Raw genomic sequence first — 20,483 nt, 5'->3', positions numbered from 1 at the left:
TGGTTATGCACCTGTTCATCCGGTTCGCCTTTCGCATTACGTCGCTAGCGCTGAAATTCGCGCTAACGGTCGTCGTCGCCCGTATGCTCGGATTTGCGGCAGTGGCTGACTACGGTCTGGCGCTCGCGGTGTCGGTTGTGTCGTCCAAATTGCTCGGACTGGGATTCAGCACCGAAATGAACCGGCGATTGAGCGACGTGAACCCGGGCGGCGCGATTCAGGCCGCGCGCCGTTTACTCCTGCTCTATTGCTTCGTTTACGCGGTGATCGCCGTCGTCGTCTTGATTGTGCACAACGGTGCCGGCTTCGACGGGTTTCGTCGCATCCCACCCGGCGTTCTCTGGGGCGTGATGTTGGTGGCCTTCTCTGAGCATATCGGGCTTGAGACGACTTCTTATGTTTTTTCACTGCATCGGCCACGCCTGGGCGCGCTGCTGCTTTTCATTCGCACGGGTGCGTGGGCCGGTGTCGCGATTCCTGGTTTGCTCACCGGCATGATCGTATCTATTGAAACGATCTTTACGCTCTGGTGGGGGACGAATCTGATTGCCGCGCTCGCGGCATGCTGGTGCATCTGGCGTCGGGGGCGTGAGATACGGTTGGAGCAGCCGGTGTCGCGCAAGGTGGGTGGCGTTCGCTCAGTGTGGGTGGCGGGTTTCCCGTTCTTTGTGGCGGCAACCGTGCTGTCCGGTCTGCAATACGGCGAGCGATTTCTCGCGAGCAGTGCGATCTCTGCTGATTCGCTCGGTCGCTACGTGTTTGCATGGTCGATCGCGAACGCTATCCAGACGATCGCCTATGCCACGATCGTGGTGACGGCCGGGCCACGGCTGGTACGTTCGTTGAGCGGGACCGGCCGCGACTTCTGGGCGACATTGCGAATTTCGATGCACTCGGCCCTTGGCATCACGATTATCGCCGCGGCTGCGATTCTGATCGCTTATAAGCCGATCTTCCATGTGGCCCGCGAACCCGCCGGCAGCCGTGAACTCACGATGTTGAGCATTCTGCTTGTCTCCTTCGTTCTCCGGTCCATCGCCGACGTTTATTGGAGTGGCGCGGTCGCATTGCGCCTGGGCAAGCAGGTTGCCATTGCAATGGCTGTCGTGGCGGCTATCGGCATTCCGGTGGAGTGGCTATTGGTGACGCATCTAGGCGCAATGGGCGCGGCGCTGGCGCACCTGGCAGCGAGTACTGGGATCGTGGCGATATTGGTGTTTCTCGTGATGCGTGTCCGTGCTGCAACCGAAACTGCACCCGAAGCTGCAGCCGTCAACAGAGAGGCTATCCATGTTTCTTAAAGTACTCAATACCGGCCCACGGCTTAGCAAGGGTGTCGTTCGATTGATCGCCGGCTTTGCGATCCTGTTGTATATGACGATGTACTGGAAAGCCAGCATGTTCCTGCCTGAGTTCGTGTTCCGCGACTCAGACAAGATTCAGTCGCAGATTGGCGGGTCAAGCACTTATCAGGACACCTCTTTCGACGCGGTCGCGAAGTTTTATTCTTCGCTTGGCAATGTCGGCACGAACCTTTTCGTTGTGGGTGTCGGCGCTTTGTTTATCTGGCTAATGTTCGGATACTCGAAGCGGCTTGGCGGTTTGCTGCTGAATACCGTACTGATCGCGCCGTGCGTGTTCTTCAATTTATTCGTTGCCAGCAAGGACACGATCGTCGTTCTGATGTCTATCGTGCTTATTCTGATCGGCAGAAGATGGGGCATGCGGAATCTCATAGTCGCCGCAGTTGCGCTCTATGCGGGGTATGCGTTGACGGTGCGGATCTATTTTGCACTGATCCTTGCGATTGCCATTGGCGCGTGGATATTCCGTCGAGCATCGCTGCGACTGAAGACGGTTCTCATCCTCGCGGTTGTGGTGGGGCTGTATATGTTGCCGGATGCCGCGTACCACGTGCTGTTGCATCCGCGCGATATGGCGGTCGACTACCTCGTCGCCGGTTCGCCCTATGGTGCGCGCACAGGTTTCTACAACCTGCTCGAACCGGATTCGTTTGCGGCTTTCTGTGTGGACTACCTCTACGCAATCCTGAAGCTGAACGTTCCGGTTCTGTTTTATCCGGGGCCAAAGGAATTCCTGATGCTGGTTTTCGTATGGATTGCGCTTGGCTCTGCATTCGGCTCTGTATGCGGCCGAACGTCTGGCCGTCTGGAGGGAGCCGGGACGGGTGCCGTGGATGTGCTCGCAAGCCTGGTAATCGGTCACATGGCGGTTTCGATGTTATTCGAGCCGGACCTGGGAAGCTACATTCGACACCTGTCGAGCATTGCGCTTTTTTGCGCATGGCGGCTCAACTCATTAGGATGCCGATCAGGTTTATCGCGTAGATTCGCATTGATACATCGTGCCCGGGGTTCTTCTGAAGCACCCGTTCAGGCAGCCGAAACCCGTGCACCGCATCTCGCATGATTTCATTTAAAAATCTGTTGAAGACGGGCGTAATCGTAATCGCGCTTTGCATGGTCGGCATAACCATGAAAGCTCAGGCACAACAGTTCGGACAGCGGGTGTTCGATAGCGAAGGTCCCTTAAACGTAGGCACGCAAGTCAAGGTCGAGCGTTTCACATCGACATCGGCGATGCAGATCAAAGCTGCGGGATTTGGCTTTGTCCGTTTTGGCGTATGGGTGAATTCGATGCAGACCGCTGAATATCGGAAGCGGGTAGCCGGCGCGTTCGCCGCTGCCGAGAAGGCGGGTTTGCCGGTCCTTCTTACGGTGCGCTCGACGATCCCTCTTGCACAGTCTTCGCAGTCGGATGAAGCGGCTCGCAATGCGCAACTGCGCGACGCCGCGCAGCAACTGATTCACGTAGTGAACGATCTGGTTGGCACTTACAGGAACAATGTGCTTGCCATTGAACTCTGGAATGAACCGGAGCTGCCTGCATATTGGCCAACCGGCGATGTTGAGACGACGTTTCCGGTCTATATGCGGATGGTATGCGCCGGACTGAAAAACGTTCACGCATGGAAGCCTGTGATTGGATTCGGCTTCGCGAGGGCTCCGGCATCCGGCTCCCGCTCGGACAAGCTATTGCAGAGCCTTCAATCATCGTCGGACCATTGCATCGACGCTGTTTCGTACCATGCATACGGAATGAGCGAACGGCAGATTCAGGACGCGTCCGCATACGTTCTTTCCCGCTATGGACTGCCGGCACTGATTACGGAGTGGGGCGTCTCGTCTGGCGCAAAGGGAGGCATGACCGGTCAGGCGGCAAACATCCAGGCATTTCTCATGAAGCGTGCTTCGATGAAGACACCGCTGATCTCGATCTACGAATGGCAGGACACAGCCAATGGCAAGAATGCGCGCGAGCGCAATTTCGGCTTGGTAGACGCCTCAGGGACACCGAAGCCGGCGCTCGGCGCGACGTTGGAAGCACTGCGCAAATAATGCCGCGCCAGCTTAGCGCGGCGGCCGCGATTTGCCGATCCGTTCCGTCAGCTTGCACATCAGTGCGGTCAGGAGCATGAGACAGACGAGTGCCTCACCCGCGACGAAGGCGAAAGCCGTCTCCAGGTGACGTCGAATCTTATCCATGCGCCGCTCCGGGGCGTTATCGCAGCGGTTCTATTACTGTCCCCGCCGAACCAGCAGAAAGCTCACGCCGATCGTCGCCAGAAACGCCCCACAGCAGCGATTGAACCAGCGGCGAACCCTGGCGCGGACCAGCCACTTGCCAAGGTGCATGCCGGCCCAGGAATACAGCGCGATCGCCACCCATTCGAGTACCAGAAAGCTCGCGCCAAGCACGGTGAATTGCGGCAGCATCGGTTTGGCGATATCGACAAACTGCGGCAAAAATGCCGTGAAAACCAGAATCGCCTTCGGGTTACCTGCCGCCACGAGACATTCCTGCCGCGCAATCCGCCAGAGCGATGCGTCGTCCTGCCGGGTCGTGTCGATAGCCGGCGCGTCGCTGCGCCACAACTGGATGGCAAGCCAGATCAGATAGGCAGCACCGGCCAGTTTGATCGCAAGAAAGAACCACTCGGACGCGTGCAGCACAACGGCGAGGCCCGTCGCGGCCAGCACCAGCATCACGGCGAACGCGACTAACCGGCCGGTGCCGCCGACGAACGCCGTCATGAAGCCGTGACGCGCGGCAACGTTGATCGATAGAAGATTGTTCGGGCCGGGCGCGAGGTTGATCGCGAAGCAGGCGGGCAGGAAGAACAGCCAGGCGGTTATAGACATGACGGCTCGCACTGAGAAGAGGGCGGGACGGGGTTGCGCAGTCTGGAGCATGAAACGGCTGGCGCCAATGACGCCCCGATTCCGCGCGATTCTGCGTTTCCTCGCTATTTCCCGATTGTAGCGAATCGGCGCACCGTGCCGATTCGGTCCGTCTGCTCAATTCACCGACTTAACGAAGCCTGGGTCGCTGATCAATGCATCGACGCTCAGCCTGACCGTGTCTTCGATGGCGATGGTATTGCTGGTGAATTTAGGCGACTTCTGCCGGACCGTCTTGGTGGTTGAGAACACAACGTTCTGGGTCACCGTATCGGTCACGACATAGCGCATTTTCAGTGTCCAGAATGTTGGGGACCGCGAGTCGTCTACCGTGAACTGCTCGATGCTGCCGCTCAGAACCTTCCTGTCTCCGGTGAGATGAAAACCGGCAATCCGCAAGCTGCTGACGACGCCGTTGCGCACGGCCTCGCTGATATCGGTTTTCAGGATAATGCCGGTCATCCCCGTATTTTCGATCCGGTTCGGCGAAACCAGGCCGTTGCGAGCCGGCACATAGACGAAATCGCTGGCGGGGGCGATGCTGAGCCAGCCGGTTGAATGCGCGGCCGCGGCGCGCGGTGGGCTATTCAGACCGAACCACGACCACGAGCAGGCCGATAGCATCAACGGCAAGGCGACGACGCCGCAACCCTTGAGCACAGCGGATCTCAAGGCCGGACGCGTGGCACCGAACGGCGGCCGCAGAGACTGACTCTGTTGCGGCGACTCGGACGCTGTGCTGGAAAATGCGGCAGTCGGGGTCAGAGGAGTTGCCTTTTAGGTTGAGTCATCCCGGGACAGAGCAGCATGGTAACAGCGAGTGGGGCGGGCAAACGATCAAAAAAAACCGGCTTTGCCCTGAGTCATATCCACCAGGGCCAGCCGGGCATCGTCCACCGCGTTGACGGGCAACCGGACGGTCATCTTCACCAGCATCCCGTAGGCGCTTTCCACGAGTCCATAACCTTCAGCCTCGATCCATCGGCGCACCTTTGCTTCGTCGGCGTAACTCACTTCGACGGTCAGCGTAACCTGCGCAATCCTTTCCACTCGCGGCGCGTCCAGTAGAGCCGATGCAATCGCATCGGTGTACGCGCGCACCAACCCGCCGGCGCCCAGCTTTACGCCACCGTAATACCGCACGACGGCGGCCAGCACGCCGTCCAGGTCATGGTGCCGCAGCACTTCGAGAATGGGCCGGCCCGCGGTTCCGGACGGCTCACCGTCGTCGGACATGCCTGACTGGCCACCTGCCAGCAGCGCCCAGCACACATGCGTCGCGCCCGGATGTTCGTCGCGCAGACGGCGCAACTCGATCATGGCGGCGTCGCGGTCGGCGACCGGTATCGCATGCGCGATGAAACGGCTCTTGCGAATTTCGAGTTCCGCGGACAGCGGCGCGGGCAAGGTATAGGTGGGCAAGGCAAAGACTTCGGTGGATGGAAAAATGCAGACCGCAGGTGAGTCTCACGCGGCCTTGTGCCCGCCATGGTAACGGATCGCGGGTGGATATTCGTCTACAATCGTCCGCTGAGACGCGTGCCTCTCTGTTGAGGCGGGAGCGCCACCAAGGAGATCACATGCTCGATTTTTCCACGCTGGGAACGTTCGTTGCCGTTGTACTGGGGCTCTTTCTGATTCCGGGGCCGGCTGTCTTGCTGGTTTTGACGCGCACGGTGCATGGCGGGCGCAAGGCCGGCATTCTCACCGGCCTTGGCGTGGCGGCTGGCGATTTCATCCACACGTTAGCTGCATCGGTCGGCCTGTCGGCTCTGCTGATGACTTCGGCACTCGCCTTCAATGCCGTGAAATTCGTTGGCGCCGCCTACCTGGTTTATCTGGGCATTCGCGCCTTGCGCGAAAAACAGGCGAGCGCGCATTTGCCGGCAGTTCCGCAGGTATCCGCCTCTCAGGCCTTCTTTCAGGCGATCCCTGCCGAAGTGTTGAACCCCAAGACCGCGCTGTTTTTCCTCGCGTTTCTGCCGCAGTTCGTTCACCCCGAGCACGGTTCCACATTCCTGCAGTTCGCAACGCTCGGGCTGATCTTCGTCGGCATGAGCGCGCTTTATACAACGCTGATCGTGCTGACCATTCGTCCGCTGGGCAAACTCGTGAAGCGCCTGACATGGCTGAGCCGCTGGCAGAACAAGATCATCGGCGTGCTGTTCATTTCGCTCGGTTTGCGCGTCGCCACGCAAACGCGCTGACGAATCTGCTTGCCGCCGCGCGCCGCTTCGTCCGGGCGCGCGGAAACGTGCAGCCACGCCTGCATTAGATATTCCGGCGTTGCCGCCTCAAGCGGCCTTCGCGTGCGTATTCCATCTGTCCCTCTGTTCGCACGGCGAGCTTTTCCTGCTCGGCGCGGCCCATTTGCTGGGTATCGTCGATGTCACCCGCACGCAGTACCTCCTGTGCGATCCGTATCCGTAACGTCATTAATGGCTCGCCGCGTTCGACCAGCGTGCGGTCGGCTGCGCGCGCCTGCTGGACGCCGCTATCGATCAGGTTGCGCAATTCCAGCAACGTGAGCCGCTGGCGCTGGATCTCGAGGATGAGCCGCTGGATGGCCTGCTCGTCGCGCGTGCGCCACCAGCTGCGCAGTTCGGCAAGCGTGGGAGGATCGAAAGGAGGAAGACGCATTGTTCAGACGAAAAATACTGTATATATGTACAGTATATCCCGTCTTTTCACGAAACCGCGTAGCGCGCGTTGAGTGGCTCGCCGGCCCTGCAAATAGGGCGATTTTGCGCAATGCGCAAGTTATGGCGCTCAGGTGAGCGTGAGCATGATGGAGGTGGAGACCACAATGATGAAAAGACAGGCGGCGGTCAGTATGTCGTACGGATAGCTCATGTCGAAATCACAATGTGTCGGGCGGAAGTTCCATCATAGGCATAGCCGGTTTCCACGACTGTTAAGTCTTGCAAAGGCGCCGCTATCGGGCTGCCTATGGTCTGGTGCGTAAGCACTGAACCACGCGGGGAGAAACACCTTCTACCTAGCGCCCACGTCCCTTCGTTGCGGTTTTGCCCGTTGCCGGCACGGGTGCCTCGCCCGCACTGCCGCATATCAATGCCACCCCCGCAACCGCCGTCGCTCGCAGCGATGCGCGTGAATCGCCCGCGCGGGCGCGCAACGCGAGGCTGTGCAAAATCGCCGACGCGAGCTTCGCGAGAAGGGGCGGTTGTGCTTCGGCGGCCAGTTCGCCTGCGGCTTGCGCGAGCTTGAAGCGTTTCTCGAAGGCCTTGTCGTAGGTTCGCAGTCCTTCTGCAAGGGCTTCGCGTACCTCGGTGTCATCCACCGCTTCGACCGCGGCCGTGCCGATCATGAAGCAGCCGAGCGGATCGCCGTCGGCGGGCAAGTACCATGCGAGCGCGCCGTCATAAACACGCAGCAGTGCTTGCGGCAATGGCAGGTCCTCTCTGAGCGCATCGACCATCGCGAGCCGGCCGGCCTCGATATAACGTTCGAGCGTGGTCAGATACAACGCATGTTTGTCGCCGAATGCGCCGTACAGGCTCGGGCGGTTCATGCCGGTCGCGGCGCTCAACTGATCCAGCGAGGTGCCCGCGTAGCCGCTGCGCCAGAACACGTTTCTTGCATCTGCGAGCGCCTGGTCGGAATCATAGGCGCGTGGGCGGCCGCGGGGGCGTACTTCTTTTTTTGTACTGGTCGGCATAAAAATATGGCGTAAGTGATTTATATGCAATATAGTACAAAAACTTCAACGACAGAGGATTCCCCATGGATCTGTACTTTTCTCCGTTAGCGTGTTCACTGGCCACCCGAATCTCGCTGTACGAAGCAGGGGCACAGGCCGGGTACATTCAGGTCGATACGAAGTCGAAACAATTGTCGGATGGCTCGGATTTTTATCCGATCAGTCCGCTTGGGCAGGTGCCGGTACTGCGTACGGACGAAGGCTGGCTGTTGAGCGAGAACACGGCGATCCTGCCGTATGTCGCCGATCATTTTCCGGCTGCACGGCTTGCGCCCGCCGCAGGCACGGCACAACGCGCACGGCTGCAGCAATGGCTGGGATTTATCAGTACGGAGTTGCACAAGGCCGTGTTCGTGCCGCTACTCGATGCGCGCGCGCCGGAAGACGTGAAGCGCTATGCGCGCGACAAGGCTGCGTTGCGGCTGGGTGTTCTGCAGGATCATCTGGCGCACAACGAGTATCTGCTCGACGCGTTCAGCGTGGCTGACGCCTACCTGGTCACCGTGCTGAACTGGGCATCGTTTGGCGGCATCGATCTGTCGCAGTGGCCCGCGGTTGCGGATTACTACAAGCGCTTGATGCAGCGCCCGAGTGTCGCAAAAGCCGCTGCGGAAGAGGTCGCGCTGTTTCAGGAAGAAGTAGCGAAGCGCGCGAAAAACTGAGCGAAGGTTGCCGGTTGCGCGATTAGTCGTCGCCGTGCTGGCAGAAGCGGCGCCCCGGAATGTGCGATACCACTGCCTGCGCGATTTCGAGTGGCGTGCTTTCCGCCGGCACCACGCGGCGACTCGATTCGGGGGTGTGCTTCATGGTCCATTCAACGAGTCTGTACGAGCGTCCCCAAGGGGGTTGCAAGGGGTCTGAGACCTTGCACGAGTGGATCTGGCGCACCCATTCGTTGCCGGGCATTGCGCGCAAATGCTCGAATACCGTGTCTTCCACCATGGTTTGACTCCTTCTTCGCAGGCATGCTGTCCATCTATCGGTGCCTCGGCGACATCCCTCGATAAAAAAAGCGCCGCCGATGTTCTGGCGGCTCAACAGGGGATGTTGTGTGCCATATTTACAGGTAAGAATTAAGCCAAACTTAAGATCGCGCTGAAAATTTTCGCGCTTGATCTCTCTGCTCGATTTTCGATTGCCCGGCTCAACCGCTGTTTTGCGTACGCGGTGATCCAACCCTCAAGACCTTGCGGAATTGGCCGTTATTACAGCGGTTGGGGCCGCCGCTCCCGCTTCGCTTCCGGGTCCGCATCATTGATAACGTGACGAATCTCGCTCAAACGCCGCTTTCAGACCGGCTTCGCTCGCTCGTCGATACGGTGCAGCACAACGAACGTACGCTGCGCCGCTTCCAGAACGTCGAGTTGAGGTTGATCGGCGCGCAGAGTTTTCCGTCGTTTCTCGACACCCTGTTCAGTCATCTGCCGCAGGAATTCTCGCTGGCGAGCGTGACGTTGTGGCTCGATGACCGCGCGCCCATGTTGCTCGAACTCCTCGAGCAGAGCGCCCTGGATGCGCTCGATCAGCCCAATCTGAGAACCTCGCACGAAGGCGGTCTTGCCGCCCGTGGCCTGTGCGGCGAGGGACGGCCGTGGCTGGGCAAACCGGGCGAACTGGATGAAACGGCCCGTCGCGCATTCTTCGGCGACGCCGCCGCGCCGGCGAGCGCGATCTTGCTGCCGCTTGCCGCCGGCGACACCGTCAGCGGCTATCTGTGCCTGTGCAGCGACGACCCGGCGCGTTTCGGCGAAGGCATGGCCACGGACATTCTGGAGCGCTTTGCGAGCATCGTCACGGCGAGTCTCGACAATGTCGCGCATCGCGAGCGATTGAAGCAACTCGGTATGACCGATTCGCTGACCGGCCTCGCCAATCGCCGCTACTTCGACGAACGCTTGCGCGAGGAGATCACGCGCGCTGCCCGTTATGGCGTGCCGGTAGCGTGTCTTTTCATCGATATCGACAGCTTCAAGCGTATCAACGACACCTACGGACATCGAACCGGCGACCGGGCGCTCGCGGCGGTGGCGGCCTGCGTGCGGCAGCAGGTCAGGTTGGGCGACACCGTGGCGCGCTACGGCGGCGAAGAGTTCACCGCCTTGCTGCAGGGCGACCAGTCCGATGCGCTGACGGTCGCCGAGCGCGTACGGCTGGCTGTCGAAAGACTGGATTTGCAGGACGATCACGGCGAACGTATCGCCTTGACCGTGTCGATCGGCGTGGCGGCGCGCACGATTACCGGGGCGCCCGCCGAGGCGGCCGCGAACGGCCACGCGATACTGGAAGAAGCCGATCGGGCGATGTACCAGGCCAAACGCAATGGCCGTAACCGCATCGAGGCGCTGGCCGGGGCGCCGGTGAAAGCGGGCAGCGACAAGGTGCCACGCTAACGCTTACAGGAATCGCCCTGCCAGTTGCAGGCAAACCGGCAGGGCGCGTTGCCGCAGATGGTTAAGATAGCGCCGTTTCCGAAGCCGGCGGCGTCTTGCCGAGTTCTTTCTTCACACCTTCCGCATAGCTCGGATCGACCTTTTCGAACAGCGCCAGTTGCCGGTCGACGATTTCCTTCGCCACACCTGCCATCGCCTCCGCGATATTCCGGAAGAAGCGCTCGCGCTGCGCCGCGTCGAACAGCTTGTACAACGCACGCGCGTAGCTGTAGTAGTCGTCGTCCTCGCGATGGTTGTAGCGCTCGATCGATCCTTCCACGGCGAGCGGCGGCTCGTTCACCGACGCATCCTGCGGGAACGCGCCAAAGCGGTTCGGCTCGTAGTTCACCGTGCTACCGAGATTGCCGTCCGTACGCATGCCGCCGTCGCGGTGATACGTGTTCACGTTCGGCGTACGCGGCGCATTCACCGGAATCTGGTGGTGGTTGATACCGAGCCGGTAACGATGCGTGTCGCCGTACGAGAAGAGCCGGCCCTGCAGCAGGCGATCCGGCGAGAAGCCGATGCCCGGCACGACATTGGCCGGCGTGAAGGCCGACTGTTCGACGTCTGCGAAATAGTTCTCCGGGTTCCGGTTCAGTTCGAGCACGCCGACATCGATCAGCGGATATTCCTTGTGCGACCACACTTTGGTGATGTCGAACGGATTCTCCTTGCGCGCGTGCGCTTCGGCTTCCGTCATGACCTGAATGCAGAAACGCCATTGCGGGAAGTTCTTCTTTTCGATCTGTTCGAACAGATCGCGTTGCGCGCTTTCGCGATCGCGGCCGATCACTTCGTTCGCCTCGGCATTCGTGTAGTTTTCGATGCCCTGTTTCGACTTGAAGTGAAACTTCACGTAGAAGCGCTCGTTCTGTGCGTTGATCAGCGAGAACGTATGCGAGCCGAAGCCGTGCATCTGGCGATAGTTCTTCGGAATGCCGCGATCGCTCATCAGGATCGTGACCTGATGCAGCGATTCCGGATTGCGCGACCAGAAATCCCACACTGCATTCGCGTCGCGCAGATTGGTTTGCGGATTGCGCTTTTGCGTGTGAATGAAATCGGGGAACTTGAGCGGGTCGCGGATGAAAAACACCGGAGTGTTATTGCCGACGATGTCCCAGTTGCCTTCTTCGGTATAGAACTTGATCGAGAAGCCGCGCACATCGCGCTCTGCATCTGCCGCGCCGCGTTCGCCGGCGACGGTTGAGAAGCGCATGAAGGTCGGCGTGACCTTGCCGACTTCGAAGACTTTGGCTTTGCTGTAGCGGGTGATGTCGTGCGTGATGGTGAGCGTGCCGAATGCACCCGAGCCTTTGGCGTGGACGCGGCGTTCGGGAATGACTTCGCGGTCGAAGTGAGCGAGCTTTTCGATCAGCCAGAAGTCTTGCAGTGTGATCGGGCCGCGCGGGCCGACGGTTTCGGAGTTCTGGTTATCGCCGACCGGCGCACCGGCCGCGGTCGTCAACGTTCGATTCGTCATGGCTATTCCTTGGCTTGCTTGCGGGGGAATGCGCCGGCCGTCGTAGCGGCCGATGCGCAACGGGGCGCTGGATGCCAGTTCGTGCAGCGCGAGGGCTAGTCTAACAAGGCTTGCAACGCGCCGCTCGATGAAACTTTGAAGACAACAGGCGCGTCATGCAGAGTGCATTGCACCCTTTCATGGTCCCTCACGCATCCGGCGGCACCCCGAGCAATTGCAGTGCGCCACCGGTTACCGCACCGAATACCGGGCCGGCTACCGTCCCTCCATAGAATGCCTTGCCGGCCGGGTCGTCGATCATAACGGCGACGATCAACCGTGGATCGCTCATCGGCGCCATGCCGACAAACAGGGCGCGGTAACGGTTTTTCGCGTAAGTTGCGCCGACCTGTTTGCGGGCCGTGCCGGTTTTACCGCCGATCCGGTAGCCTTCCACCGCCGCTGCGCGTCCTGTGCCGCCAGGTCCGGTCGCCATTTCGAGCATCGAGCGGATCGCACGCGCCGTGGCGGGTGTGGTGACCGAATGGCCCTTGCCGGTGGCGTGTACTGTGCTACCCGCACCCGCACCCGCACCCGCACCCGCACCCGCACCCGCACCCGCACCCGCACCCGCACCCGCACCCGCACCAGCGTTCCCGTCTGCCTCTCTATCTTTGTGCAACAAACTCACCGGATGCAGAGTGCCGTCGCCCGCATAGGCCGTGTACACCTGCGCCATCTGCAGCAGCGAAGTAGACAGGCCGTAGCCATACGCCATGGTGGCCTGTTCGATCGGACGCCAGCGCTTGTACGGACGCACCTTGCCCGACGCGACACCCGGAAAGGTCAGCTCGGGCCGCAACCCGAGCCCGTATTCCTGATACTTGTTCCAGATCGTTTCGGCGGGCAGATTCAGCGCGAGCTTGGCAAGCGCGATATTGCTCGACTTCTGCACGGCTTCGGAAACCGTCATTGCGCCGTGATTCGACGTGTCGTGAATCACGGCCGGGCCGATCTTGTACCAGCCCGGCGCCGTATTGATGACGCTTTGCGGCCGTACCTTGCCTTCGTCGATGGAGAGCGCCACCACCACCGGCTTGATCGTCGAGCCCGGCTCGAAGGTGTCGACGACCGCGCGATTGCGCAGTTGCCGTCCGGTCAAACGGGCGCGGTCGTTCGGATCGAAGCTCGGATAGTTGGCGAGCGCGAGAATTTCGCCGTTGCGCGCATCGAGCACGACCACGCTGCCGGCTTCGGCGTGATGTTTGGCAATGGCGTCCTTCAGTTGTGCGTAGGCGAGCTGCTGAATGCGCCGGTCGATCGTCAGGTGGATGGTGTCGCCGTTCTGCGCGGGCACGAGCGGCCGGGTCTCGGACACCACCCGGCCCAGGCGGTCGCGGATCACTTCGCGCTGGCCCGGCACGCCGAGCAATTGCTCGTTGGCGGCGAGTTCGACGCCTTCCTGGCCGTTGTCCTCGATATCCGTGAAGCCGACCACGTGCGCCGCCGATTCGCCTTCCGGGTAAAAGCGCTTCGAATCCGCGATCTGCGTGATGCCGGCGAGGCCCAGCTTGTTGAGATGATCGGCCGTGTCGGCGTCCACCTGGCGCTTGAGCAGCACGAAGGTTTTGTCGCCGTTCAGACGCCGGCGCAGTTCCGCCAGCGGCAGATCGAGCAGCTTCGAAAGCGGCGCGAACGCGGCTTCGTCGAGCAGCTTGGGCGAGGCCCAGATCTCGTAAGTGGCGAGGCTGACGGCGAGCAGCGAGCCATTGCGGTCGACGATGCGCCCGCGCGTTGCATCGAGTTCGATGGTGCGCTGATAGCGTTTTTGCCCCTGATCGACGTAGAAATCCTGATTGACCACTTGCACCCAGAACGCGCGCCCCGCCAGCGACGCGAACGCGCCGAACACCAGCAGGACGACAAGTTTCGAGCGCCACATCGGCAGGCGCGCGGTCAGCAACTGGTTCTTCGCGACGGGCGCGTACGGATCGTGCGACTGCGATTTCTTCTTTGGGATCATGGGTGCGGATAACGAACAGTGGTGCGTGGCGAGCTGGAACCGGCAACGCCGGCGGCTGGTTGCGCGTGACTGTCGAGCGTGCTCCTCGAGTGAAAGCCGCACGCGCGTGGCGTGCAGCGGGATTAGCGTGCGCCGCCCGAAGCGGCGGCGGTGAATACCTTGCGTGGCCGATGAAACTGCACGGCCGGCATACGTGGCGCGAAGCCGGCGCTGCCCAGATTGTAATAAGAACGTAATCTAGATGCGAGGGCCATGCAAGCGGAGAGTGGGCGGGGCGCGCGCCGCGCACTGTGATGCCGCCCGATGCGGTTTGACCTGAATGAGGGATCGGGCGAGGTAAGCGTCCGCTGAACGGGGCTTCGACGATACCGTTGCAGACGCAGACGCAGACGCAGACGCAGACCTAGCCGTAGCCGTAGCCGTAGCCGCAAGACGCAAGACGCAAGACGCAAGACGCAAGACGCAAGACGCAAGACGCAAGACGCAAGACGCAAGACGCAAGACGCAAGACGCAAGACGCAAGGCACAGGCACAGGCACAGGCACAGGCACAGGCACAGGCACAGGCACAGGCACAGGCACAGGCACAGGCACAGGCACAGGCACAGGCACAAAAAAGCCGCGCGGACTTAAAAATCCGTGCGGCTGGTTCGTTCGATTGATGCGTCGACTCCGACGCGGCGTGTTAAAGAGGCGCTCTCTGCCTGTCGAGCGCCTTCTTTTTTCGCCTCTTTTCTCCTGACGTTCCGCCGCCAGAAAAGCGCCGCCCGCTTCAGGCCGGCAAAGCGAAACTCGAGATTGCCTCGCGCAACACGCCCACCTGATCCTTCAGCGAATGGGCCGCGGCGGCGGCTTGTTCGACGAGCGCCGCGTTTTGCTGCGTGACCTGATCCATTTCGCCGACTGCGCGATTGACCTGTTCGATCCCTGCGCTCTGTTCGCGCGACGCGTTGCTGATCTCCTCCAGAATTTCGTTCACGCGACGCACCGACTGCACGATCTCGCCCATGGTCGAACCGGCGTTGGCGACCAGCGACGCACCCGCTTCGACGGTATGGGTGGACGTCTCGATCAACGCCTTGATTTCCTTCGCGGCCGTGGCCGAGCGCTGCGCGAGACTGCGCACTTCTGCTGCGACCACCGCGAAGCCGCGGCCCTGTTCGCCCGCGCGGGCCGCTTCGACGGCGGCATTGAGCGCGAGGATGTTGGTCTGGAACGCGATGCCGTCGATCACGCCGATGATGTCGCCGATCTGTCGCGAGCTGCTGGTGATTTCGCCCATAGTGCGGACCACGTCGTCGACCACGCGGCTGCCGCGCGTGGCCACATCCGCGGCCTGGCCGGCGAGTTGCGCCGCTTGCAGCGCGCTGTCCGCGTTCTGCTTCACGTTGACCGTCATCTGATCCATGCTCGACGCCGTTTCGACGAGTGCCGCGGCCTGTTCCTCGGTGCGCTGCGACAGATCCGTGTTGCCGGCGGCGATTTCGGTCGCGCCGATATTGATGTTTTCGGTGCCGAGCCGCACGCGCGAAACCGTATCGACGAGACCCGCCTGCATGGCGTGGAGGGCGTGCAGCAGACTGCCGGTATCGTTCGTGTGCACCGGCACGCGCGTGGAGAGGTTGCCGCGCGCCATCAGTTGGGCCGCTTCGACCGCGACTTCGAGATCGCCCCCGAGCGTGCGGCGGATGCTGCGCAACACCAGCAGCATGACGACGGTGGCAATCGCGCCGAGCGTCAGGGTGATGACGAGCCAGCGCAACAGACTGGCGTAGAACGCGTGCTGCACGTCGTCCATGTACATGCCGGTGACGAGATACCAGTCCCACGGCGCGAAGTGGAGCGAGAAGCTGGTTTTCGCTACGGGTTTGTCGCTGCCGGGTTTGGACCAGAGATAGTCGACGTAGCCACCGCCGTCGTGATTGCCTGCGTCGACGATGTCGGTGAACAGATGATTACCGGCCGGGTCGGTGAATTGCGCCATGTTCTTGCCGACCAGTTCCGGCTTGATCGGGTGCATCAGCATGACCGATTGCGAGTTGTTGACGGAGATGTAGCCGTCTTTGCCGTAACGCATGGCGGCGAGTGTTTCGAGCGCCTGTTTTTTGGCTTCGTCTTCGGTGATCGTGTGATGTTGCGCGAGGGTGTAGTAGCGGTTGACGATGTGATTGGCCTGATCAATCAGCGCGGTGAGTTGATCGCGACGGTCCGAGATCATCGACGCGCGGTTTTGCCATGCGCCGAAGCCGCCGATCAGAATCAGGCCGATCCAGAGGATCGTGATCATTGAGGCTAGTTTTTTGTTCAGAGTCATGGCAGTGAGGGTTTGCTTTTTTCACTTTCACTTTCGCTTTCGCGAGGTGGGCGGTAAGGGGGGATCTTTCGCTTGCAGCGGTTGGCTTTTTACTTACTGTGTTTACGGCTTGTTGTTGTTTGCTCTGCAGGGGAGGGGAAACCCGTTGTTCTTTTGTCTGATTAATTGGGGTTTGGGTTTGTTTGTTTTTTTTTTGCCTGTGCGGCGCTTATTGTTGTGCTTCTGGCGTTGGCCTTTCCTTGAATTCTTATTGGTTTATTAGCGTCGCCCCTGTGCGGGGCAGGCACCTACTTTTCTTTGCCTGCTGCAAAGAAAAGTAGGCAAAAGAAAGCAGCTCACCCCGCCAGCTTATAAGCGGGTCCCCCGCACAGCCACGGTAGTGGTGCATCTGGAATCTGTGTTCTCGCACATTCGGCGTGAGTGACAAAGCCGTCATACTTCCGGCGGCGCTGCGCGCGCCGCAGCGGTACTTCATCAAACCGCCCGCCATTGCCAACGCCCAGCCGTGTCTCACCGAACAGCTAACTCTTGTCGACATTCAGCGTCACCTCATCAAACCACGCGCCAATGCCAATGCTCAGCCGAGATTCGGCAAACCATCGGTTGTCCTCGGCTGCTTCTCTCGACCAGGAGTTACGACCGGCGTAGAGGCGTGAGGACGCTGAGGAGAATGTACGCGACGGCACTCCGCAACGAAAATCGCAACATTTTCAGCATCCCGCCGAGGCGAAGCCGATGGCCCCCACCACGCCCAAACGAAGTCATTAGGTTCACGATGGACCCTCCCGGCGAGCACGTAGTGCGAGGCGGGAAGCATGATGGCTTTGTCACTGAGGCCGAATGCGCGAGAGCACTGACTCCAGATGCACCACTAATGTAACTGTGCGGGGGACCCGCTTAAGAATTAGCGGTGTGAGCCGCTTTCTTTGCTTATCTTTCTTTGCGGCGGCAAAGAAAGTAAGTGCCGCCCCGCACAGGGGCAAACGCTAATATACCAATAGCGCAATTAATCCATAAACCAAGCAGGCAAACCAAACAGGAAAACCAATAACCCAAATAGATATAAACCAAAACCCAGATAAACCCAGATAAAAACAAACAAAACCAGATAAAACAAAACCCCCACAACCCCAAGCCCCGCAGGGCCCAAATCACATTCCTCCACATAACGCCAAAAAACCGCAAACACTCCATCGCCTTGCATAAAAACAAAAAACAGCACATTTCCCCACTTAACGACAACATAAAAACCCCAAATCCCACCTGCACGCCGAATAAAAACGTTTTCAGCTATAGTCGCCATTTTCCAGTCGCCAGCCGGGCAAAAAAGAGCACCAAAGCGCATCAATAAGCCCGCCACCAGGAGTAAAGAAAATGAACGCCCGCGAACCCGCATTTATCTCCGCGTCCCGCAGTGCGCGTCTGCGCCAGATGCTCGTCAGCAACGAACTCGAATTCATGATGGAGGCCCACAACGGTCTCTCCGCCCGCATCGTCCGCGAAGCCGGCTTCAAGGCGATCTGGGGCTCGGGCCTCGCGATCTCCGCCCAATTCGGCGTGCGCGACAACAACGAAGCCAGCTGGACGCAAGTTGTCGACAACCTCGAATTCATGGCCGATGCCAGCGATCTGCCCATCCTCCTCGACGGCGATACCGGCTACGGCAATTTCAATAACGTGCGCCGTCTCGTCCGCAAACTCGAACAACGCGGCATCGCCGGTGTCTGTATCGAAGACAAACAATTTCCGAAAACGAATAGCTTCATCAATGGCGAAGCGCAGCCGCTCGCGGATATGGACGAGTTCTGCGGCAAGATCAAAGCCGGTAAAGACTCGCAGCTGGATGAAAACTTCTCGATCGTCGCGCGCGTCGAAGCACTGATCGCCGGCTGGGGCATGGACGAAGCGCTGCGTCGCGCGGAAGCCTATCGGCAAGCAGGCGCCGACGCGATCCTGATTCACAGCAAGCTCTCGCGGCCCGACGAAATCCTCGAGTTCGCACGCGAATGGGCGGGCCGCGGGCCGCTCGTCATCGTGCCGACCAAGTACTACAGCACGCCCACCGAAGTGTTCCGCGAGGCCGGCATCAGCACGGTCATCTGGGCGAATCATCTGATCCGCGCGGCGACCTCGGCGATGCAGGCCGTCGCCAAGGAAATTCACTCGAGCGAAACGCTCGTCAACGTCGAAGACAGCATCGCCGCGGTCAACGAAATTTTCCGTCTGCAAGACGCCGACGAATACTCGGAAGCCGAAGACCGCTATCTGTCGAGCGGGCGCGCAGCCGGCTCCGCCGTCGTGCTCGCGGCAAGCCGCGGCAAGGGCCTCGAAGCCGTCACCGAAGATCGTCCGAAAGTCATGCTGCCGATCGCGGGCAAGCCGCTGTTGCGCTGGCTCGTCGACGCGTTCAAGAAACAGAGCGTCAATGACATCACTGTGGTCGGCGGGTATCGCGCCGACGCGATCGATACGGCCGGCATCAAGCTGGTCGTCAACGAACGTCACGCGCAAACCGGCGAACTGGCGTCGCTCGCCTGCGCAGCCGACAAGCTCACGGGCGACACCGTCATCTCGTACGGCGATCTGCTGTTCCGCAGCTACATCCTGCGCGATCTGGTCGAGAGCGAAGCCGCCTTCAGCGTGGTGGTCGATTCGTCGCTGACCGATGCGGAAAACGCCAGCGTGCGCGACTTCGCGTGGTGCTCGGCAGGCGACGATCGCGGTCTGTTCGGCAGCAAGGTCACGCTGCGTCACGTGTCGAGCGGGCAGGAAGCAACGTCCGCCATCGCTTCGCAAACGCCGCATGGCCGCTGGGTCGGCCTGCTGAATGTGCGCGGCGAGGGGCGTGAACGTCTGCAAGCGGTACTCGGCAAATTGCAGGCGCGTCCCGATTTCGATTCGCTCGACATGCCCGCGCTGCTGAATGCGCTGATCGAAGCGGGTGAATCGATCGAAGTGCAATACGTGCATGGCCATTGGCGCGGCGTGAACGATCTCGAAGATTTCCGCCGCGCGGGCGATTTCGCGCATGCGCAAGCGCCGTTCGCGGCAGCGGTCGGCAGCAAGACGAACGAAGCGAGCGGAGCTGCACAATGATCGAGGCAGCACAGTTCGTCGAGGCGGCTCGCGAGCGTGGCTTCGACTGGTATGCAGGCGTGCCGTGCTCGTATCTGACGCCGTTCATCAACTACGTCTTGCAGGATGAATCGCTGCATTACGTCTCGGCAGCCAATGAAGGCGATGCGGTTGCGTTGATCGCGGGCGTCACGCTCGGCGCGCAGAACGGCCGGCGCGGCATCACGATGATGCAGAACTCCGGCCTCGGCAATGCGGTGAGCCCGTTGACGTCGCTCACGTGGACCTTCCGTTTGCCGCAATTGCTGATCGTCACGTGGCGTGGGCAACCCGGCGTCGCGGACGAGCCGCAGCACGCGCTGATGGGTCCGGTTACGCCCGCGATGCTCGACACGATGGAGATCCCCTGGGAGACCTTCCCGACCGAAGCTGACGCAATCGGTCCGGCGCTGGATCGCGCGATTGCCCACATGGATGAAACCGGCCGTCCGTACGCGCTCGTGATGCAAAAGGGCAGCGTGGCGCCGTACGCGTTGAAAGAGGGCAATGCAGGCGCTCGCCGCGTGCCGGTTGCACCGCGTTCGCAATTCGGGAACGTGGCCGAAAATGAACTGGCTTCGCGTCACGACGCGCTGCAGAAAGTGATCGCGCACACGCCGCTCGAATCGACGGTGGTGCTCGCGTCGACCGGATTTTGCGGCCGCGAACTCTATGCCATCGACGACCGTCCCAACCAGCTATACATGGTCGGCTCGATGGGTTGCGTGACGCCGTTCGCGTTGGGTCTTGCCCTCGCGCGTCCGGATCTGCACGTGGTCGCGCTCGACGGCGACGGCGCCGCGCTGATGCGCATGGGCGCGTTCGCGACGCTCGGTGCGTACGGTCCGTCGAATCTCACGCACGTGCTGCTCGATAACGGCGCACACGACTCAACTGGCGGCCAGACGACGGTATCGTCGCAGGTGTCGTTTGCGGGTGTCGCCGCGGCTTGCGGTTATGCGTCGGCAGTCGAAAGCGACGACGTCAAGGTGATCGACGAACTGTTCGAATCGGCGCCGTCGCCCGATGGCCCGCGTTTCGCGCGACTGGCGATTCGCCGCGGTACGCCCGATGGTCTGCCGCGTCCCACTATCACCCCGCCCGATGTGAAAACGCGCCTGATGCGCCACATCGGCGCCGCTTAAGGAGTGCACTC

At 60.8% G+C, this 20,483-nt stretch carries 20 protein-coding genes; 9 read left to right on the top strand and 11 right to left on the bottom strand.

Annotation, left to right across the window (positions count from 1 at the left end):
• Positions 1-5: 5 nt before the first annotated feature.
• Genes ACOSV0_RS33025 through ACOSV0_RS33015 form a run of 3 tightly spaced genes read left to right on the top strand, consistent with a single transcriptional unit; the run spans position 6 to position 3,419 of the window.
• Complete coding sequence (locus ACOSV0_RS33025) at positions 6-1,301, top strand: polysaccharide biosynthesis protein (RefSeq protein ID WP_434111783.1); 1,296 nt, start codon at positions 6-8, stop codon at positions 1,299-1,301.
• A complete protein-coding gene (locus tag ACOSV0_RS33020; protein WP_434111782.1) occupies positions 1,291-2,430 on the top strand; it encodes a hypothetical protein in 1,140 nt (379 codons plus the stop codon). The genes ACOSV0_RS33025 and ACOSV0_RS33020 overlap by 11 nt, the downstream gene beginning before the upstream one ends.
• On the top strand, positions 2,427-3,419 hold the full coding sequence (locus tag ACOSV0_RS33015) for a cellulase family glycosylhydrolase (protein ID WP_434111780.1): 993 nt from the start codon (positions 2,427-2,429) through the stop codon (positions 3,417-3,419). Before ACOSV0_RS33020 ends, ACOSV0_RS33015 begins: the two co-directional genes overlap by 4 nt.
• A gap of 12 nt (positions 3,420-3,431) precedes the next feature.
• Here ACOSV0_RS33015 and ACOSV0_RS33010 read toward each other — a convergent pair whose 3' ends face one another.
• From ACOSV0_RS33010 to ACOSV0_RS32995, 4 genes are all read right to left on the bottom strand, one after another.
• Positions 3,432-3,566: a hypothetical protein gene (locus ACOSV0_RS33010; protein ID WP_434111778.1), complete on the bottom strand. Its 135-nt coding sequence runs from the start codon at positions 3,564-3,566 to the stop codon at positions 3,432-3,434.
• 33 nt (positions 3,567-3,599) lie between these two features.
• The gene (locus ACOSV0_RS33005) at positions 3,600-4,223 is read right to left on the bottom strand and encodes a LysE family translocator (RefSeq protein ID WP_434111777.1); all 624 of its coding nucleotides are present in this window, start codon (positions 4,221-4,223) and stop codon (positions 3,600-3,602) included.
• 156 nt (positions 4,224-4,379) lie between these two features.
• Positions 4,380-4,922 (bottom strand): hypothetical protein, encoded by a 543-nt coding sequence (locus ACOSV0_RS33000; protein WP_434115950.1) that lies wholly within the window; start codon positions 4,920-4,922, stop codon positions 4,380-4,382.
• A gap of 177 nt (positions 4,923-5,099) precedes the next feature.
• Positions 5,100-5,684 carry an IMPACT family protein gene (locus tag ACOSV0_RS32995; protein WP_434111775.1) on the bottom strand — a complete coding sequence of 195 codons (585 nt, stop codon included), beginning with the start codon at positions 5,682-5,684 and terminating at the stop codon, positions 5,100-5,102.
• A gap of 158 nt (positions 5,685-5,842) precedes the next feature.
• Between ACOSV0_RS32995 and ACOSV0_RS32990 the strand changes: the two genes are divergently transcribed.
• Positions 5,843-6,469 (top strand): LysE family translocator, encoded by a 627-nt coding sequence (locus ACOSV0_RS32990; protein WP_434111773.1) that lies wholly within the window; start codon positions 5,843-5,845, stop codon positions 6,467-6,469.
• Positions 6,470-6,533: 64 nt separating this feature from the next.
• On the opposite strand, the gene ACOSV0_RS32985 is transcribed toward ACOSV0_RS32990, so the two are convergent.
• Both ACOSV0_RS32985 and ACOSV0_RS32980 read right to left on the bottom strand, forming a co-directional pair.
• Positions 6,534-6,902: a hypothetical protein gene (locus ACOSV0_RS32985; RefSeq protein WP_434111771.1), complete on the bottom strand. Its 369-nt coding sequence runs from the start codon at positions 6,900-6,902 to the stop codon at positions 6,534-6,536.
• Between the two features lie 358 nt (positions 6,903-7,260).
• Positions 7,261-7,941 (bottom strand): TetR/AcrR family transcriptional regulator, encoded by a 681-nt coding sequence (locus ACOSV0_RS32980; RefSeq protein WP_434111769.1) that lies wholly within the window; start codon positions 7,939-7,941, stop codon positions 7,261-7,263.
• Between the two features lie 65 nt (positions 7,942-8,006).
• Between ACOSV0_RS32980 and ACOSV0_RS32975 the strand changes: the two genes are divergently transcribed.
• Positions 8,007-8,645, top strand: coding sequence for a glutathione binding-like protein (locus ACOSV0_RS32975; RefSeq protein ID WP_434111768.1), 639 nt, complete (start codon positions 8,007-8,009; stop codon positions 8,643-8,645).
• 22 nt (positions 8,646-8,667) lie between these two features.
• On the opposite strand, the gene ACOSV0_RS32970 is transcribed toward ACOSV0_RS32975, so the two are convergent.
• Complete coding sequence (locus ACOSV0_RS32970) at positions 8,668-8,925, bottom strand: DUF2866 domain-containing protein (RefSeq protein ID WP_093632986.1); 258 nt, start codon at positions 8,923-8,925, stop codon at positions 8,668-8,670.
• A 320-nt stretch (positions 8,926-9,245) separates the two neighbouring features.
• Between ACOSV0_RS32970 and ACOSV0_RS32965 the strand changes: the two genes are divergently transcribed.
• Positions 9,246-10,373, top strand: a complete 1,128-nt coding sequence (locus ACOSV0_RS32965; RefSeq protein ID WP_434111765.1) for a diguanylate cyclase — start codon at positions 9,246-9,248, stop codon at positions 10,371-10,373.
• A gap of 61 nt (positions 10,374-10,434) precedes the next feature.
• Here the strand turns inward: ACOSV0_RS32965 and ACOSV0_RS32960 are convergent, their stop codons facing one another.
• The 3 genes from ACOSV0_RS32960 to ACOSV0_RS32950 form a co-directional block, all read right to left on the bottom strand.
• Positions 10,435-11,898 carry a catalase gene (locus ACOSV0_RS32960; RefSeq protein ID WP_434111764.1) on the bottom strand — a complete coding sequence of 488 codons (1,464 nt, stop codon included), beginning with the start codon at positions 11,896-11,898 and terminating at the stop codon, positions 10,435-10,437.
• A 187-nt stretch (positions 11,899-12,085) separates the two neighbouring features.
• Complete coding sequence (locus tag ACOSV0_RS32955; RefSeq protein WP_434111762.1) at positions 12,086-13,900, bottom strand: peptidoglycan D,D-transpeptidase FtsI family protein; 1,815 nt, start codon at positions 13,898-13,900, stop codon at positions 12,086-12,088.
• Between the two features lie 771 nt (positions 13,901-14,671).
• Positions 14,672-16,213 (bottom strand): methyl-accepting chemotaxis protein, encoded by a 1,542-nt coding sequence (locus tag ACOSV0_RS32950; RefSeq protein WP_434111761.1) that lies wholly within the window; start codon positions 16,211-16,213, stop codon positions 14,672-14,674.
• A gap of 416 nt (positions 16,214-16,629) precedes the next feature.
• Between ACOSV0_RS32950 and ACOSV0_RS32945 the strand changes: the two genes are divergently transcribed.
• Entirely contained in the window at positions 16,630-16,869 is a 240-nt protein-coding gene (locus tag ACOSV0_RS32945) for a hypothetical protein (RefSeq protein ID WP_434111759.1), read from the top strand.
• A gap of 350 nt (positions 16,870-17,219) precedes the next feature.
• On the opposite strand, the gene ACOSV0_RS32940 is transcribed toward ACOSV0_RS32945, so the two are convergent.
• Positions 17,220-17,609, bottom strand: a complete 390-nt coding sequence (locus tag ACOSV0_RS32940; protein ID WP_434111758.1) for a hypothetical protein — start codon at positions 17,607-17,609, stop codon at positions 17,220-17,222.
• Here ACOSV0_RS32940 and aepX point away from each other — a divergent pair.
• Together aepX and aepY are read left to right on the top strand one after the other, a co-directional pair.
• A complete protein-coding gene (aepX, locus tag ACOSV0_RS32935) occupies positions 17,588-19,309 on the top strand; it encodes a phosphoenolpyruvate mutase (RefSeq protein ID WP_434111756.1) in 1,722 nt (573 codons plus the stop codon). The two genes, ACOSV0_RS32940 and aepX, sit on opposite strands and share 22 nt — an antisense overlap.
• On the top strand, positions 19,306-20,472 hold the full coding sequence (gene aepY, locus ACOSV0_RS32930) for a phosphonopyruvate decarboxylase (protein WP_434111754.1): 1,167 nt from the start codon (positions 19,306-19,308) through the stop codon (positions 20,470-20,472). The genes aepX and aepY overlap by 4 nt, the downstream gene beginning before the upstream one ends.
• The last annotated feature ends 11 nt before the right edge of the window (positions 20,473-20,483 follow it).

This window comes from Paraburkholderia caffeinilytica (genome assembly GCF_051027425.1).
Lineage (GTDB): Bacteria > Pseudomonadota > Gammaproteobacteria > Burkholderiales > Burkholderiaceae > Paraburkholderia > Paraburkholderia caffeinilytica_A.
This window is presented reverse-complemented; position numbering and strand designations above follow the sequence as displayed.

Coding starts and splice junctions, on each gene's coding strand:
- ACOSV0_RS32955 (WP_434111762.1), bottom strand. CDS start 13,900: ATGATCCCAAAGAAGAAATCGCAGTCGCACGATCCGTACGCGCCCGTC.
- ACOSV0_RS32950 (WP_434111761.1), bottom strand. CDS start 16,213: ATGACTCTGAACAAAAAACTAGCCTCAATGATCACGATCCTCTGGATC.
- ACOSV0_RS33010 (WP_434111778.1), bottom strand. CDS start 3,566: ATGGATAAGATTCGACGTCACCTGGAGACGGCTTTCGCCTTCGTCGCG.
- ACOSV0_RS32980 (WP_434111769.1), bottom strand. CDS start 7,941: ATGCCGACCAGTACAAAAAAAGAAGTACGCCCCCGCGGCCGCCCACGC.
- ACOSV0_RS33025 (WP_434111783.1), top strand. CDS start 6: ATGCACCTGTTCATCCGGTTCGCCTTTCGCATTACGTCGCTAGCGCTG.
- ACOSV0_RS32985 (WP_434111771.1), bottom strand. CDS start 6,902: ATGCGTCTTCCTCCTTTCGATCCTCCCACGCTTGCCGAACTGCGCAGC.
- ACOSV0_RS33005 (WP_434111777.1), bottom strand. CDS start 4,223: ATGTCTATAACCGCCTGGCTGTTCTTCCTGCCCGCCTGCTTCGCGATC.
- ACOSV0_RS32940 (WP_434111758.1), bottom strand. CDS start 17,609: ATGCGGGTTCGCGGGCGTTCATTTTCTTTACTCCTGGTGGCGGGCTTA.
- aepY (WP_434111754.1), top strand. CDS start 19,306: ATGATCGAGGCAGCACAGTTCGTCGAGGCGGCTCGCGAGCGTGGCTTC.
- ACOSV0_RS33020 (WP_434111782.1), top strand. CDS start 1,291: ATGTTTCTTAAAGTACTCAATACCGGCCCACGGCTTAGCAAGGGTGTC.
- ACOSV0_RS33015 (WP_434111780.1), top strand. CDS start 2,427: ATGATTTCATTTAAAAATCTGTTGAAGACGGGCGTAATCGTAATCGCG.
- ACOSV0_RS32970 (WP_093632986.1), bottom strand. CDS start 8,925: ATGGTGGAAGACACGGTATTCGAGCATTTGCGCGCAATGCCCGGCAAC.
- ACOSV0_RS32990 (WP_434111773.1), top strand. CDS start 5,843: ATGCTCGATTTTTCCACGCTGGGAACGTTCGTTGCCGTTGTACTGGGG.
- ACOSV0_RS32960 (WP_434111764.1), bottom strand. CDS start 11,898: ATGACGAATCGAACGTTGACGACCGCGGCCGGTGCGCCGGTCGGCGAT.
- aepX (WP_434111756.1), top strand. CDS start 17,588: ATGAACGCCCGCGAACCCGCATTTATCTCCGCGTCCCGCAGTGCGCGT.
- ACOSV0_RS32975 (WP_434111768.1), top strand. CDS start 8,007: ATGGATCTGTACTTTTCTCCGTTAGCGTGTTCACTGGCCACCCGAATC.